The 15,424-nt window shown below is 64.7% G+C and carries 14 protein-coding genes; 11 read left to right on the top strand and 3 right to left on the bottom strand.

What is annotated here, in order from left to right; translation table 11 throughout:
- Window positions 1-103 precede the first annotated feature (103 nt).
- Window positions 104-1,387: a putative hydroxymethylpyrimidine transporter CytX gene (gene cytX, locus HU748_RS17785; protein WP_186721277.1), complete on the top strand. Its 1,284-nt coding sequence runs from the start codon at window positions 104-106 to the stop codon at window positions 1,385-1,387.
- Here cytX and HU748_RS17780 read toward each other — a convergent pair.
- Window positions 1,356-2,102 carry an RsiV family protein gene (locus HU748_RS17780; RefSeq protein ID WP_186665896.1) on the bottom strand — a complete coding sequence of 249 codons (747 nt, stop codon included), beginning with the start codon at window positions 2,100-2,102 and terminating at the stop codon, window positions 1,356-1,358. The two genes, cytX and HU748_RS17780, sit on opposite strands and share 32 nt — an antisense overlap.
- Window positions 2,103-2,274: 172 nt before the next feature.
- Between HU748_RS17780 and HU748_RS17775 the strand changes: the two genes are divergently transcribed.
- From HU748_RS17775 to HU748_RS17735, 9 genes are all read left to right on the top strand, one after another.
- Complete coding sequence (locus HU748_RS17775; protein WP_186721275.1) at window positions 2,275-2,892, top strand: NUDIX domain-containing protein; 618 nt, start codon at window positions 2,275-2,277, stop codon at window positions 2,890-2,892.
- A complete protein-coding gene (locus HU748_RS17770; RefSeq protein ID WP_186665899.1) occupies window positions 2,883-3,335 on the top strand; it encodes a DUF1249 domain-containing protein in 453 nt (150 codons plus the stop codon). The genes HU748_RS17775 and HU748_RS17770 overlap by 10 nt, the downstream gene beginning before the upstream one ends.
- Before the next feature lie 84 nt (window positions 3,336-3,419).
- Window positions 3,420-4,229: a 3',5'-cyclic-AMP phosphodiesterase gene (gene cpdA, locus HU748_RS17765; RefSeq protein ID WP_189657734.1), complete on the top strand. Its 810-nt coding sequence runs from the start codon at window positions 3,420-3,422 to the stop codon at window positions 4,227-4,229.
- 154 nt (window positions 4,230-4,383) lie between these two features.
- Entirely contained in the window at window positions 4,384-4,992 is a 609-nt protein-coding gene (locus tag HU748_RS17760; protein ID WP_186711418.1) for a YqiA/YcfP family alpha/beta fold hydrolase, read from the top strand.
- A gap of 36 nt (window positions 4,993-5,028) precedes the next feature.
- Complete coding sequence (gene parE / locus HU748_RS17755; RefSeq protein ID WP_054893165.1) at window positions 5,029-6,933, top strand: DNA topoisomerase IV subunit B; 1,905 nt, start codon at window positions 5,029-5,031, stop codon at window positions 6,931-6,933.
- The gene (locus HU748_RS17750; RefSeq protein ID WP_186721273.1) at window positions 6,930-7,916 is read left to right on the top strand and encodes an esterase-like activity of phytase family protein; all 987 of its coding nucleotides are present in this window, start codon (window positions 6,930-6,932) and stop codon (window positions 7,914-7,916) included. The genes parE and HU748_RS17750 overlap by 4 nt, the downstream gene beginning before the upstream one ends.
- Window positions 7,913-8,431 (top strand): TIGR02281 family clan AA aspartic protease, encoded by a 519-nt coding sequence (locus HU748_RS17745; protein WP_186665905.1) that lies wholly within the window; start codon window positions 7,913-7,915, stop codon window positions 8,429-8,431. Before HU748_RS17750 ends, HU748_RS17745 begins: the two co-directional genes overlap by 4 nt.
- Window positions 8,432-8,441: 10 nt before the next feature.
- Window positions 8,442-10,697 carry a DNA topoisomerase IV subunit A gene (gene parC, locus HU748_RS17740; protein ID WP_186711415.1) on the top strand — a complete coding sequence of 752 codons (2,256 nt, stop codon included), beginning with the start codon at window positions 8,442-8,444 and terminating at the stop codon, window positions 10,695-10,697.
- A gap of 173 nt (window positions 10,698-10,870) precedes the next feature.
- Complete coding sequence (locus HU748_RS17735) at window positions 10,871-11,581, top strand: ABC-type transport auxiliary lipoprotein family protein (RefSeq protein WP_186665908.1); 711 nt, start codon at window positions 10,871-10,873, stop codon at window positions 11,579-11,581.
- 111 nt (window positions 11,582-11,692) lie between these two features.
- On the opposite strand, the gene HU748_RS17730 is transcribed toward HU748_RS17735, so the two are convergent.
- On the bottom strand, window positions 11,693-13,165 hold the full coding sequence (locus HU748_RS17730; RefSeq protein WP_186711414.1) for a histidine kinase: 1,473 nt from the start codon (window positions 13,163-13,165) through the stop codon (window positions 11,693-11,695).
- Between the two features lie 135 nt (window positions 13,166-13,300).
- Between HU748_RS17730 and serB the strand changes: the two genes are divergently transcribed.
- Window positions 13,301-14,515 carry a phosphoserine phosphatase SerB gene (gene serB / locus HU748_RS17725; RefSeq protein ID WP_186711413.1) on the top strand — a complete coding sequence of 405 codons (1,215 nt, stop codon included), beginning with the start codon at window positions 13,301-13,303 and terminating at the stop codon, window positions 14,513-14,515.
- A 45-nt stretch (window positions 14,516-14,560) separates the two neighbouring features.
- Here the strand turns inward: serB and asd are convergent, their stop codons facing one another.
- Window positions 14,561-15,424 carry an archaetidylserine decarboxylase gene (gene asd, locus HU748_RS17720; RefSeq protein ID WP_186709720.1) on the bottom strand — a complete coding sequence of 288 codons (864 nt, stop codon included), beginning with the start codon at window positions 15,422-15,424 and terminating at the stop codon, window positions 14,561-14,563.

Below are 15,424 nucleotides of genomic sequence, written 5' to 3'. Positions count from 1 at the left end.
CTTTCGCGGGCAAGCCCGCTCCTACAGGTTTTTGGGAGCGGGCTTGCCCGCGAAAGGGCCGGAGACTTCACCACAGACCCCAACTCCTTTGGCGACCCTTCCAATGACCACCCCCAGCCATTTCTCCCCCGATCACCCGGTCCCTTCCAGCCAGCGCCTGTTCGGCGCCCGCGACCTGTTCTCGCTGTGGTTTTCCCTCGGCATCGGCCTGATGGTGCTGCAGGTCGGCGCCTTGCTGGCGCCGGGCCTGGGCCTGGCGGGCTCGGTGCTGGCGATCGTGCTCGGGACTGCGGTCGGGGTGCTGTTGCTGGCAGCGGTCGGGGTGACCGGCAGTGATACCGGCCTCTCTGCGATGGCCGGTCTGCGCCTGTCGCTGGGGCGCCATGGCGCGCGCCTGCCGGCACTGCTCAACCTGCTGCAACTGGTCGGGTGGGGATCGTTCGAGATCATTGTCATGCGTGACGCCGCCAGCCTGCTGGGCGCACGCACCTTCGGCGAGGGCAGTGCCTGGAACAGCCCGTTGCTCTGGACCCTGTGCTTCGGCGCACTGGCAACCCTGCTCGCCGTCAGCGGGCCGCTGGCCTTCGTGCGCAAGGTGCTGCGCAAGTGGGGGATCTGGCTGTTGCTCGGTGCCTGCCTGTGGCTGACCTGGAACCTGTTCGCCAAGGCCGATCTTGCCGACCTCTGGCGTCGCCCCGGCGATGGCTCGCTGTCACTGGCGGTGGGCTTCGATATCGTCATCGCCATGCCGCTGTCGTGGCTGCCGCTGATCGCCGACTACTCGCGTTTCGGCAAGCGTGCCAGCCGAGTCTTCGGTGGCACCGCGCTGGGCTTTTTCATCGGCAACGCCTGGCTGATGAGCCTGGGCGTGGCCTACACCCTGGCGTTCGCCCCGAGCGGTGAGGTGAATGCCCTGCTGCTGGCCCTGGCTGGCGCCGGGCTTGGTATCCCGCTGTTGCTGATCCTGCTGGACGAGTCGGAAAACGCCTTCGCCGACATTCATTCGGCGGCAGTGTCCACAGGCTTGTTGGTAAAGCTCAAGGTCGAGCACCTGGCGCTGGCGATCGGCCTGCTGTGCACCCTGATCGCGTTGCTGGCGCCGCTGGCCCAGTACCAGAACTTCCTGCTGCTGATCGGTTCGGTGTTCGCGCCGCTGTTCGGCGTGGTGCTGATGGATCACTTCGTGATCCGCCGTCGCCGCATGCCGCAGCAGGTGCCGGGGCTGCATTGGCCGGCGCTGCTGGCCTGGCTGGCGGGGGTGGTGGTCTACCACCTGCTGGCGAACAAGGCGCCGGAGCTGGGCGCGACCCTGCCAGCCTTGCTGCTGGCAGGTGGCCTATATGGGGTGCTGCGTGCTATCCGCGGCCGGGAAACAGTTCAGGCTTGATGACGCCGTTCAGGCGCGGATAAGGGATCTTCAGTTCGACGTGGCCCATGGAATAGGGCGCGATCGCGTAGACCTCATACTTCACCACCACCGCGCCGTACGTCAGGGCGATGTGCGGCGAGCGCTTGAATGGCCAGGTCTTCACGAACTCGGCGTCCTTGTCCATGCCGGTGCTGATCAGCCAGGCGCGGTGCGACTCCTCGACGGTCTTCCAGAAGGTCTCCTCCTGGCCGGGCACCAGCATGTCCTGCAGCGTGAGGACCTTGTCCTGCTTGCGTGAATAGTTGATGAAGGCCCGCCCTGGCATGCCGTGGGCGCCGCCGCTGTCCAGGTAACTGGACAGCTCGACGATCACCAGTCCGTCATGCTGCTCGCGTACCTTGGCCTGCAGGTAGCTGCTGTTGCGCGCTTGCGCGCTGGCCAGGTATTGCTGCTCGTACTGCTGCAGCGTGGTGGGTGCGGTGCCGCGCTGGTTGTCTTCGGTCAGTTGCAGCAAGCGACGCTCGACGATGGCATCGAGCTTGGGCAGCGCCGGGAAGTGTACGGTGTCGATGTTCACCAGCGGGCAATCGCGCTCGCTGCAACCGGGTTTGACGTGCTCCCAGGCTTCGCGCTTGACCTCGAGCGGTGCGCGATAGTTGGGCGTGAACAAGCTCTGGCAGGCGCCGAGGGTCAACGCCAGCAGGGCGACGGCAGTCAGTTTGACGAGCGTCATGGTGATCCTTGCAGAACATGGATGATCGGCCTTGGACCGTCGGCAGGGCCTTCGGTTCGCCACTAAGCTAACAGAGTGAGAACAGCCTGTCCCGGTCGCCGGAAAGGGATGAAAGCTGGCGGCACGCAGAGTAGGATGGCGCGACGCAGTCGTTGATGTAACGAGGAATTCCATGTCAGACACCTTGAATTCGGTGCCCAAGGCGGTCGAGATCGTCGAGCGGGCCAATTGCTTCCAGGGCTTCTACAAGCTCGACAAGGTGCGCCTGCGCCACGAACTGTTCGCCGGTGGCATGGGGCGCGAGATCAGCCGCGAGCTGTTCGTGCGCCACGACGCCGTCTGCGTGCTGCCCTACGATCCGCTGCGTGATGAAGTGGTGCTGATCGAGCAGTTCCGCGTCGGTGCGCTGGACAAGACCGACAATCCCTGGCTGATCGAACTGGTCGCCGGGCTGATCGACAAGGATGAGCAACCTGAGGAAGTCGCCCACCGCGAAGCCGAAGAAGAGGCAGGCTTGAGCTTCTGCGCGCTGTGGCCGATGACCCGTTACTTCCCGTCGCCTGGTGGCAGTGACGAGTTTGTTCATCTGTTTCTCGGGCGTTGCAGCAGCGAGGGTGCCGGTGGCCTGCACGGGCTGGAGGAAGAGGGCGAGGACATCCGCGTGCGTGTCTGGTCGTTCGAGGATGCGTTGCAGGCAGTACGTGACGGACGCATCGCCAACGCGGCAAGCATCATCGCCCTGCAGTGGCTGGCGCTGAACCGTGACGAAGTCCGGGGGATGTGGAAGTGAACCTGCTGCGCGAACGCTACCGGGTCGATCTCGTCGGCCTGCAGGCAGCCTGCGAGGCCAACTACGCGCGGCTGATGCGCCTGCTGCCGGACATGCGTACCACGCAAAGCTCGCGACGCATCGGCATGACCCAGGGCGACCAGATGCTCGGCGTGCTGGTGCTCGACGTGGTGCTGGCCTGCCCCTACACCACCACGCTGCGGGTATGCCAGGAGCACAGCCTGCCGTGGCTGCCGGTGCCGCAACTCGAAGTGCAGGTCTATCACGATGCACGCATGGCCGAAGTGGTGAGTGCCGAGCACACCCGGCGTCTGCGCAGCATCTACCCGTATCCCAACGCGGCCATGCACCAGCCCGACGAGAAGGCCCAGCTCAACCTGTTCCTCGGTGAGTGGCTGAGCCATTGCCTGGCCTGCGGCCACGAGTTCGAAACCGTGCGTTGAAATGTGACGCCGGTTGGTTTCGAGTATTTGCTCCAACTCTTTCTGCGGCCATAATCGTGCCGAATCCGATCAAGGAGACGGCCGTTGTCGCATTCACCAACCCCTCCCGCGCAGGCTCCGGTGCATGTGGTGCAGCTCACCGACGCCCACCTGTTCGCCGATCCGGCTGGCACTTTGCTGGGCCTCAACACCCGTGACAGCCTGCGTCACGTGGTGAGCCAGGTGCGGCGCGAGCAGCCGCGCATCGACCTGTTGCTGTGCACCGGTGACCTGTCCCAGGACGCCAGCGTGAACTCATACGCGGCGTTCCGCGAGCTGACCGACGGTTTTGCCGTGCCGACCCGTTGGTTGCCGGGCAACCATGACGAGGCCGAGGTCATGGCGCGTGTGGCGCCCGATCTGGTCCATGCCGTTACCGACATTGGCGCCTGGCGCGTGGTGATGCTCAACTCGGCGGTACTGGGTGCCACCCACGGGCTTCTTGAACAAGACCAGCTGGCGGCCCTCGATGCGGCTTTGGCGTCGGCGGGTGAGCGCCACTGCCTGGTGTGCTGCCACCACCAGCCGGTGGATATCGGCTGCGCCTGGATTGCGCCGATCGGCTTGCGCAATGCCGATGAGCTGCTGCAGTGTCTGCGGACTTATCCACAGGTGAAGGCGTTGCTGTGGGGGCACATCCATCAGGAGTGGGACGAGGTCCGCGACGGTATTCGCTTGCTGGCCACGCCCTCGACCTGCATCCAGTTCGCCGCGCACAGCGAGGACTTCAAGGTCAGCGAAGAACAGCCGGGGTATCGCTGGCTGCGGCTGCATGCCGACGGGCGGCTCGAAACCGGCGTCGAGCGGGCGAAGGATTTCGTGGTGACCCTGGATTTCAACAGTCCGGGTTACTGACAGGCTACCGCTCTTGCAAAGACCGCGGCAGCCGTGGGATTTGAAGATTGTGTTGCGAAAATCCCACCCTTGCGCCAAAACCCGGCGAACGCGCTACACTGCGCGTCCCTGTGCCCGCATCGTCGGGCGCGAAGCCACAGATTCCGGGGGCAGCATGTCGGGTTCCATCCTCTATATCCATGGCTTCAACAGCTCGCCGTTGTCCGCCAAGGCGCGCCAGCTCGAAGCGGTGATGCAGCAGTTGGGTCTGGGCGACCACCTGCGCGTCCCGGCCCTGCATCACCATCCGCGCCAGGCCATGGCCCAGCTCGAGACGGCTATCGCCGAGCTCGGTGCTCCGCTGCTGGTCGGCAGCTCCCTCGGCGGCTACTATGCCACGCACCTGGCCGAGCGCCATGGCCTCAAGGCCCTGCTGGTCAACCCGGCAGTGACCCCGCACAAGCATTTCGACGGCTACCTCGGCACGCAGCGCAATCACTACAGCGAGGAAACCTGGGAACTGACCCTCGACCACGTTCAGGCCCTGGCCGAACTGGAGGTGCCGCCGCCCCAGGACGCCTCGCGTTATCAGGTGTGGTTGCAGACTGCTGATGAAACGCTGGACTATCGCCATGCCGAACGTTATTACCGGGCCTGCGCCCTGCGTATCGAGGCGGGCGGTGATCACAGTTTCCAGGGTTTCGCCGAGCGCCTGCCGGCCCTGCTGGCCTTCGCCGGCATTGCCCGCGCGCAGTATGCGGCGCTTGATTTTTCTGTATTTTGACCTTTTTTGCACTCACCAGACTGACGACGAGAACCCATGGCCAATCCCAGCGCTAGCGCCTATAACGCAGACGCCATCGAAGTCCTCTCCGGCCTTGACCCGGTCCGCAAGCGGCCGGGCATGTATACCGACACCAGCCGGCCCAACCACCTGGCCCAGGAAGTCATCGACAACAGCGTCGACGAAGCCCTCGCCGGTCATGCCCGGTCGATCCAGGTCGTGCTGCATGCCGACCATTCGCTGGAAGTCAGCGACGATGGTCGCGGCATGCCGGTGGATATCCACCCTGAAGAAGGCGTCTCGGGTGTCGAGCTGATCCTTACCAAGCTGCACGCCGGCGGCAAGTTTTCCAACAAGAACTACCAGTTCTCCGGCGGCCTGCACGGCGTGGGCATTTCGGTGGTCAACGCCCTGTCGACCCAGGTCCGCGTGCGGGTCAAGCGCGACGGCAATGAATACCAGATGACCTTCGCCGATGGTTTCAAGGCCACCGAGCTGGAAGTAATCGGCACGGTCGGCAAGCGCAACACCGGTACCAGCGTCTACTTCGCGCCCGATCCCAAGTATTTCGATTCGGCCAAATTTTCCATCAGCCGTCTCAAGCACGTGCTCAAGGCCAAGGCCGTGCTGTGCCCGGGGCTGTCGATCAGCTTCGAGGACAAGGGCACCGGCGAGAAGGTCGAGTGGCACTACGAGGATGGGCTGCGCTCGTACCTGGTCGACTCGGTCAGCGAATTCCAGCGTCTGCCCGACGAGCCGTTCTGCGGCAGCCTGGCCGGTAATAAAGAAGCTGTTGATTGGGCGCTGCTGTGGCTGCCCGAGGGCGGCGACAGCGTTCAGGAAAGCTACGTCAACCTGATCCCCACCGCCCAGGGTGGCACCCACGTCAACGGCCTGCGCCAGGGCCTGCTCGATGCCATGCGCGAGTTCTGCGAGTTCCGCAACCTGCTGCCGCGTGGCGTCAAGCTGGCGCCTGAGGACGTGTGGGAGCGCATCACCTTCGTGCTCTCGATGAAAATGCAGGAGCCGCAGTTCTCCGGCCAGACCAAGGAGCGCCTGTCGTCTCGCGAGGCCGCGGCGTTCGTTTCTGGCGTAGTCAAGGATGCCTTCAGCCTGTGGCTCAACGCCCACCCGGAGCTGGGCATGCAACTGGCGGAGCTGGCGATCAGCAACGCCGGCCGTCGCCTCAAGGCGAGCAAGAAGGTAGAGCGCAAGCGCATCACCCAGGGGCCGGCATTGCCCGGCAAACTGGCCGATTGCGCCGGGCAGGACCCGATGCGTGCCGAACTGTTCCTGGTCGAGGGCGACTCGGCAGGTGGTTCGGCCAAGCAAGCGCGTGACAAGGAGTTCCAGGCGATCCTGCCCCTGCGCGGGAAGATCCTCAACACCTGGGAAGTCGATGGCGGCGAAGTGCTCGCCAGCCAGGAGGTGCACAACATCGCCGTGGCCATCGGCGTAGACCCAGGTGCCACCGACCTGTCGCAACTGCGCTACGGCAAGATCTGCATCCTCGCCGACGCCGACTCCGACGGCTTGCACATCGCCACGCTGCTGTGCGCGCTGTTCGTCCAGCACTTCCGTCCGCTGGTCGAGGCCGGGCACGTCTATGTGGCCATGCCGCCGCTGTACCGTATCGACCTGGGCAAGGAGATCTACTACGCCCTCGACGAAGCCGAGCGCGATGGCATTCTCGACCGCTTGGTCGCCGAGAAGAAACGTGGCAAACCCCAGGTCACCCGATTCAAGGGCCTGGGCGAAATGAATCCGCCACAATTGCGCGAAACGACCATGGATCCGAACACTCGGCGCCTGGTGCAGCTCACCTTGGATGACCTGGCCGGCACCACCGAGATCATGGACATGCTGCTCGCCAAGAAGCGTGCGGGCGATCGCAAGAACTGGCTGGAGACCAAAGGCAACCTGGCCGAGGTCCTGGTTTGATTCGTCTGCTTGTCGCAGCCTTGCTCGCGCTGGCCAGTTTGGCGAGTTTCGCCAGCGACTGGCCGGAGCTCAAGCTCACCGCCGAGCACCCGATCGAGGGCATGCGCGGCGGCAACCTGTCGGGCCTGGCCCTGTGCCGTGGCGCCCTGTGGGGTGTCTCGGACCGCGACGACGATCGTATCTACCGGCTGGAGCAGCAGGAAGGTGTGTGGCGGGCAGAGGCCCTGGCTTTCACCCCGCCACCAGTGCCGGAGAGCGGGCTGCCCTGGGGGCTGAAGTCACGCAACTGGGCGGTATCGTTCATTCGTGGCGGCGAGCTGGATTTCGAAGGCATCACCTGTGACAGCGCGGGCAACTTCTTTGTGGTCAGCGAGGCACATGCGGCGGTGCTGCAATTGCCGGCCGAGGGCGAGCCGAACTGGTTGAAGATCGATCCGGCCATGGTTCGCCAGGCCCGTGCCAGCGGCATGCTGTTGCACTTCAATGCCTTGTTCGAAGGCCTGGCCATCAATCCGGCCGGTGACCGCCTGTGGTTGGCTGCCGAGCGCGAGCGTCGGGGGCTGATCGCCGTGCAGCGCCAGCAAGCGGTATGGACCTGCGGACGCAGTTGTGTGCTACTCAGCGAGGCCGGAGTGGAGATGCAACCGTCACAGATGCCCGGCTCGCGGGCACTGTCGCGGGACTTCGCCGACCTTGCACTGTTCGACGGCAAGCTGTTCACCCTGGAGCGCAATGCCTTCCGCATTTGCCGGCGTGATGCCGACACCGGAGCGGTCGAGCGCTGCTGGTCGTTCGCCGCCGATGCCCTGGTCGACACGCGTCGCTACGACCAGCCGTTCGGCCTGGCCGAAGCGCTGGTGATCGACAAGGACGGCGCCTGGATCGGCCTGGACAACAACAACGGCACCCGTGCCGATGGTGAAACCCGCCCTATCGTCTGGCGCTTTGCCGCGCCAGCGGGCGGCTGGAGCGCGGAGCCTTGAGCCAGCCAGCGGGCAAGCGGGCGGGCCGGGTCCTGATGGTCCTCGCCTGGGCGGCGGCGATGTTTCTTGCCACGCGCTTTTTCGGGCAGTGGGAGGATCGCCAGCAGAACCCCAACAGTGTCGTGCAGTCCGAGCGCGGCGAAGGCTTTGTCGAGGTGCGCCTGCTGGGCAATGGCCAGGGCCACTTCGTCGCCGATGGCGCGATCAACGGCAAGGTCGTGCATTTCATGCTCGATACCGGTGCCACCGATGTGGCGATCCCCGAGGCACTTGCCCGTGATCTGGCGCTGCAGCGCGGCGCGCCGGTGATGCTCAGCACCGCCAATGGCCGCACCGAGGGCTATCGCACACGGCTCGACAGCCTGCAGTTGGGCGATATCCGCCTGCGCGATGTGCGTGCCCTGGTGGTGCCCGGGCTGGACGGACAGACGGTGCTGCTCGGCATGAGTGCTTTGAAACAACTTGAATTTACTCAGCGCGGCGGCACCATGCTGCTGCGCCAGAACCTGAAATGACGAGGCTCGCATGAGCGACTTACTGGACAGTCTCGAAGGCGTCGAACGCCGTTCCCTGGCCGACTTCACCGAACAGGCCTACCTCAACTACTCCATGTACGTGATCATGGATCGCGCCCTGCCGCACATCGGCGACGGCCTCAAGCCGGTGCAGCGACGTATCGTCTATGCCATGAGCGAACTGGGGCTGGATGCCGATTCCAAGCACAAGAAGTCGGCGCGTACCGTCGGCGACGTGCTCGGCAAGTTCCACCCCCACGGCGATTCGGCGTGCTATGAAGCCATGGTGCTGATGGCGCAGCCGTTCAGCTACCGATACACGCTGGTCGACGGCCAGGGCAACTGGGGTGCGCCGGACGATCCGAAGTCGTTCGCTGCCATGCGCTACACCGAGGCGCGGCTGTCGCGCTACTCCGAGGTGCTGCTCAGCGAACTGGGCCAGGGCACCGTCGACTGGGTGCCGAACTTCGACGGCACCCTGCAGGAGCCGCAGGTATTGCCAGCGCGCCTGCCGAACATCCTGCTCAACGGCACCACCGGCATCGCCGTGGGCATGGCCACCGACGTGCCGCCGCACAACCTGCGTGAAGTCGCCAGCGCCTGCGTGCGCCTGCTCGACGAGCCGAAGGCAACCATCGAGCAGCTGTGCGAGCACATCCAGGGCCCTGACTACCCAACCGAAGCCGAGATCGTCACGCCACGGGCCGAGATCCAGAAGATCTACGAAACCGGCAAGGGCTCGATTCGCATGCGCGCGGTGTACCGTGTCGAGGACGGCGACATCGTGGTCACTGCTCTGCCGCATCAGGTGTCCGGTGCCAAGGTGCTGGAGCAGATCGCCGCGCAGATGCAGAACAAGAAGCTGCCGATGGTCGCCGACCTGCGTGACGAGTCGGACCACGAGAACCCGTGCCGCATCGTTATCATTCCGCGCTCCAACCGTGTGGACGCCGACGAACTGATGCAGCATCTGTTCGCCACCACCGATCTTGAAAACAGCTACCGGGTCAACGTCAACATCATCGGCCTCGATGGCCGTCCTCAGTTGAAGAACCTGCGCACGCTGTTGCAGGAGTGGCTGCAGTTCCGCATCGGCACCGTACGCCGCCGCCTGCAGTTCCGCCTCGACAAGGTCGAGAAGCGCCTGCACCTGCTGGATGGCTTGCTCACAGCGTTCCTCAACCTGGATGAAGTGATTCACATCATCCGCACCGAGGATCATCCCAAGCAGGCGCTGATCGAGCGCTTCGAGCTGACCGAGATTCAGGCCGACTACATCCTCGAGACCCGCCTGCGTCAGCTGGCGCGCCTGGAAGAGATGAAGATCCGTGGCGAGCAGGACGAGTTGCTCAAGGAGCAGGCCAAGCTGCAGGCCCTGCTGGGCAGCGAGACGAAGCTGCGCAAGCTGGTACGCAGCGAACTGATCAAGGACGCCGAAACTTACGGCGACGATCGCCGCTCGCCAATCGTCGAGCGCGCCGAGGCCAAGGCTCTGTCGGAAAACGAGCTGATGCCGACCGAGCCGGTCACCGTTGTGCTGTCGGAAAAAGGCTGGGTACGTTGTGCCAAGGGCCACGATATCGATGCCACAGGCCTTTCGTACAAGGCCGGCGATGGCTTCAAGGCTGCAGCGGCGGGGCGTTCCAACCAATTCGCGGTGCTTATCGACTCCACCGGGCGCAGCTATTCGCTGGCAGCCCACAGCCTGCCATCGGCCCGTGGCCAGGGCGAGCCGCTGACCGGGCGTCTGACGCCGCCGCCGGGCGCCACGTTCGAGTGCGTGCTGCTGCCGGACGATGATGCGCTGTATGTGGTGGCATCCGATGCTGGCTACGGTTTCGTGGTCAAGGGCGAGGATCTGCAGGCCAAGAACAAGGCGGGCAAAGGGCTGCTCAGCCTGCCCAATGGCGCCAAGGTGATGACGCCGCGGCCCGTCGCCGATCGTGAGCAGGACTGGCTGGCGGCGGTCACCACCGAAGGTCGCCTGCTGGTGTTCAAGGTTGCCGACCTGCCGCAACTGGGCAAAGGCAAGGGCAACAAGATCATTGGCGTACCGGGTGATCGCGTGGCCAGTCGTGAAGAATTCGTCACCGATCTGGCGGTGATCGCCGAGGGATCGACGCTTGTATTGCAGGCTGGCAAGCGTACCCTGTCACTGAAGCCGGATGACCTTGAACATTACAAAGGCGAACGCGGACGTCGTGGTAGCAAATTGCCACGTGGTTTCCAGCGGGTCGACGGCATGGCGGTAGAGCGCCCGGAGTAAACCGGTGGTTCGCCTGGAACGGCGTTTTCAGCGTCGTTCCGGGCGGAAATGCTGGAGTCTGGCGACTATTTCGCGGATGATACACCCCTTGCGGGGCCGGCGTGGCCGTGTGCCCGCGGGAATCCACATGAGTATCACTGCGGTTGCCGGGCGGCGGCCGCTTGGATGGGATGATGAAATTTCTGCGCCTTCCATTTGCGCTGCTGATGACGGGGTTGCTGGGTCTGAGCGGGTGCAGCATGCACCAGCCGGTGGCCCTGTACCAACTCGACAGCGGCGACCCCGGCCAGCCTTCGCAGGCTGCCGGCATGGCGGTCGTGCTAGGTCCGGTATCGGTAGCCGACTACCTGCAACGTGAAACCTTTCTGCAACGCCAAGCCGATGGCAGCCTGACTGCGGCGACCGACGGTCGCTGGGCCGGCAGCCTTTCGTCGGATATCGACCAGTTGCTGGTGCGCCAGCTCGCCTGGCGCCTGGACAGCCAGCGTGTCGTGCTTGCACCTGCCAGCGCCGGCTTCACGCCGGATGTGCAGGTACTGCTGTCGATCACCCGCCTGGACTCGGGCGCCAACCAGCCGGCGATCCTCGATGCCCAGTGGCGCGTGCTGGACCGTCGTGGCCATGTGCGCGACAACCGTATCGTCCACCTCGAGCAACAGCATGAGGGCAGCGAGGCCTCGCAGGTCCAGGCCCAGGGGCAGTTGCTGCAGAAGCTGGTCGAGCAGTTGAGCGTTGCCGTCAAGCCACTGGCGAACCAGCCAGCGGTCGCTGAAGAGACGCCGAAAAAGCCGGCGGCTCCAGTTCAGGTCAAGAAGGAGCCGGAGAAATCGAGGATTCCGATGGCTTCGCCGATCCGCACCGATATGGAAGTCTATCGGTTCTGATTCAGCAGACACGAAAAAGCCCGCAGCGATGCGGGCTTTTTTGTGGGTGCCGGATTGCAGGCCTTTCGCGACACAGGGCCGCTTCTACAACCGCACCGCGGATCAGGCCATTCAGGCCCGACGCTCATGCATCCGCGCCAACTGGCGCTCGAGCATCGACGGGTAGGGCTCCATCAGTCGCTCGACACAGCAGGCGCCTTCAGGGCTGGCGATCGGGCGAATGCGCGCGCGCTGGCGGATCAGGGCGTCGTCGCTGACCTGGCGCTCGACCAGCAGCAGGTTGCGGCTGTGTTGCGACAGGGCCAGGGCATCCTGGGCCTTCTCGGTCATCAGCAGTTCGACCTGATCCATGCCCAGCAGGTCTTCACCCAGCGCCAGGCCCAGCTGCAACTGCAGGGTGATACCGCTGTCGGCGACCTCGATCTGCAGGGCGTGGCCCAGGGCGCGCAGCAATTCGCCACAGCAGATGGCATTGGTGAGGTAGTCCTCGCCGCTGTCACGGCTGTGGAACAGCAGCAGTGTGCTGCCATCGTCGAGGGTGTGCACTTCACCTTCGTACAGCGACGCGGCCTGGTCGAGGCAGTCGCGATAGCGCTCCAGCAATTCGGTCAGGCGCGTGCGTGGCAGACGGCGCAGTTGCTCCTGGGAGCCGAGTTGCACGGCGAGCACGGCGCTGGTGTTCGGCTCGTCAGATTCCGGTGCGGCCAGCGCCTTGGGGCTGTGCTCGGTGTCGTCGAGCAGGTCGGCAAAGGCGTCGTCGTCTGCGTCGTCGTCCTGGGCGGCCACCCTGGCCGCTACGGGCTTGGGTGCGGCCTTGCGTGGCGGCTCCTCGACATGCAGGTCGGCGAAATCATCCTCGTCGTCTTCCTCTTCTTCCGGCTCCGGCGGTGGCGGCGGGGCCAGACGGGCGTGGAGCTGACGAGCGAGATCGCCGATTTCGTCCTGGCGCTCGATGGCCGGGGTATAGGGGTGCGGGTCACGCAGCCAGACACGCAGTTGCAGCAGCGGCGTCGAGATGAAGCGACCCAGGCGCAGGCTGAGGGTGAGCGCCAACGCCAGCAGGATGGCCGCGAGAATACCCATGCTCTGCAGGCTGATCAGCATGGGTTGCTGGAACTGGCTCATGTCCAGGCTGATGCGCAGTTGCCCGGCGGTCACGTCCTGGAAGGTGATCTTGGTCTGGTAGACCCCTTCGGCCTCGCCCAGCAGGCTGTTCTTCGGCCGTTGCCCGGCCTCGGCGAGGATGCGGTTGTCGACGCTGTAGATCGCCGCGTGGGCCACCAGCGGGTTCTTCACCAGGTTGCCCAGCAGCACGTTGAGGCTGAGGATGTCGTTGGACACCAGCAGCTCGGTAGCCGAGGTCGCGGTCTGCACGGTCAGGCTCTGGCCGACGGCATCGGCCTGCTCGTGCATGGCCTGCTTGAACTGCAGGCCCATCACGCAGGCATAGATCACCAGAGCCAGCGCCACCAGGAAGATGTTGTGGCTGGCGATGCGCAATGCCAGGGGAATACGACGCTGGCGCAGGGCTCGGAAGATCATCAGAAAGAAGTTGTCGGTTTTGACAGGCGTGGGCCGGTTCACAGAGCGCGGCTCTTTATGGCGGAATAGATGCTGGGCAGTATAGCGACCCGCGTTTTGTCGGCAAAGTATCGATGGCGCCCGATGGTCATGGAAAGTGGGTAGAATGCGCATTTTTCATCGAGTTGGAGCCCGGTCTTGCGCGAAATCGTCCTGATCAACATCACTGGTGAAGACCGTCCGGGTCTCACTGCGGCCATCACCGGCGTCCTGCTCCAGGGCGGTGTGAACATCCTCGACATCGGTCTTGCGGTCATGCATGGCACGCTGTCGTTCGGCATTCTGGTCGATATTCCCGACAACGAAGTCGCCACCGGCTTGCTGCAGGGGGTGCAGTCCAAGGCCCATGAGCTGAACCTGCAGGCGCGCTACACGCCGATCTCCGAGGCAGACTACCAGCAATGGGTGGACGGCCATGGCGATAATCGCCACATCGTCACGCTGCTCAGCCGCAAGGTCACGCCTGAGCAACTGCAGCGGGTGAGTGCGGTCATCAGCCGATATGGCCTGACCATCGAACGTATCGAGCGCCTGTCGGCACGTGTGGCGCTCGACGCCGCCACCGACAAGAGTCGCGCCTGCCTGGAAATCTCGGTGCGTGGTGAACCGACCGACGCCCAGGCCCTGCGCACCGATTTCTTCGCATTGTCGGCCGAGCTGGGTGTCGACATCGCCTTCCAGCAGGATGACCTGTTCCGTCGCAATCGCCGCCTGGCGGTGTTCGACATGGATTCGACGCTGATCGAGGCCGAGGTGATCGACGAGCTGGCCAAGGCTGCCGGTGTCGGCGAGCAGGTGTCGGCGATCACTGAGCGCGCCATGCGTGGCGAGTTGGATTTCCGTGCCAGCTTCAAGGAGCGCATGGCGCTGCTCAAGGGCCTGGACGTCGGCGTGCTGGACGAAATCGGCGCGTCGCTACGCCTGACCGAAGGTGCCGAACACCTGTTTGCCGAGCTCAAGCGCCTGGGTTACAAGACTGCGATCCTCTCCGGCGGTTTTTCCTACTTCGCCAAGCAGGTGCAGGCACGCCTTGGCATCGACTATGTGTTCGCCAATGAGCTGGAAGTGGTGGATGGCAAGGTGACGGGCGTGGCGGTCGAGCCGATTGTCGATGCCCAGCGCAAGGCCGACCTGCTGAAGGAGCTGGCGCACAAGGAAGGATTGCAACTGGAGCAGACCATCGCCGTGGGCGATGGCGCCAACGACCTGCCGATGCTGTCGCTGGCCGGCCTGGGCGTGGCCTTCCGCGCCAAGCCGCTGGTGCGTCAGTCGGCCAAACAGGCGATTTCCACGCTGGGCCTCGATGGCGTGCTGTACCTGCTCGGCTGGCGTGACCGCGACGGTCGCGCGTAAGGCCCTGAAACAGCGGGGCTGCAAAGCAGCCCCGCCAATCCTGAGTCAGCCCTGTGCCGGCAGCGCCAGTTGCTCACCCATGCGTACGGCAGACCCGGCGCCCAGGGCTTCGGCCCATTTCACCTGCTCTGGTCCGAACAGCACGATCGCGGTCGATCCCAACTTGAAACGCCCCAGTTCCGCGCCTTTTTCCAGATGGATCGGCGCGCGGCTGGCTTCGTCGTAGCGGAAGGTCTTCAGCTCGCGCTTGGGCGGCGTGACCAGCCCGGCCCAGACCGTCTCGATCGAGGCAACGATCATCGCCCCCACCAGCACTACGGCCATCGGCCCGCGTTCGGTGTCGAACAGGCAAACCACGCGCTCGTTGCGGGCGAACAGTTCCGGGACGTTTTCTGCCGTGGTCTGGTTGACCGAGAACAGGCGGCCCGGTACGTAGACCATTTCACGCAGGGTGCCGGCCAGCGGCATGTGCACGCGGTGGTAGTCCTTCGGCGACAGGTAGATGGTGGCGAACTCGCCGCCCATGAACGGCGCGGCCAGTGCCGGATCGCCACCGAGCAGCTCGAGGGCGCTGAAGCTGTGGCCCTTGGCCTGGAAGATGCGACCGTGCTCGATCGGGCCGAGCTGGCTGACCGCGCCGTCGGCCGGGCACAGGATCGCGCCCGGGGTTTCATCCAGGGGGCGCGCGCCGGGCTTGAGGGCACGGGTGAAGAACGCGTTGAAGTGCTCGTAGGCGGTCAGGTCTTCGACCAGCGCCTCGGACATGTTCACCTGGTAGCGTTTGGCGAACCAGGCGGTGAAGGCATTCTTGAACCAGCGTGCGCGGCACTCGGCGACGCAGCCGGCCAGGCGCGACAGCAGGTGATGCGGCAGCAGGTGCTGGCTGATGATGAACAGACGGGATTTCAT

The sequence above is a fragment of the Pseudomonas sp. RW3S2 genome (assembly GCF_014268955.1).
Lineage (GTDB): Bacteria > Pseudomonadota > Gammaproteobacteria > Pseudomonadales > Pseudomonadaceae > Aquipseudomonas > Aquipseudomonas wayambapalatensis.
The sequence above is the reverse complement of the archived record's forward strand: the minus strand, read 5'-3'. Positions and strand labels throughout refer to the sequence as shown.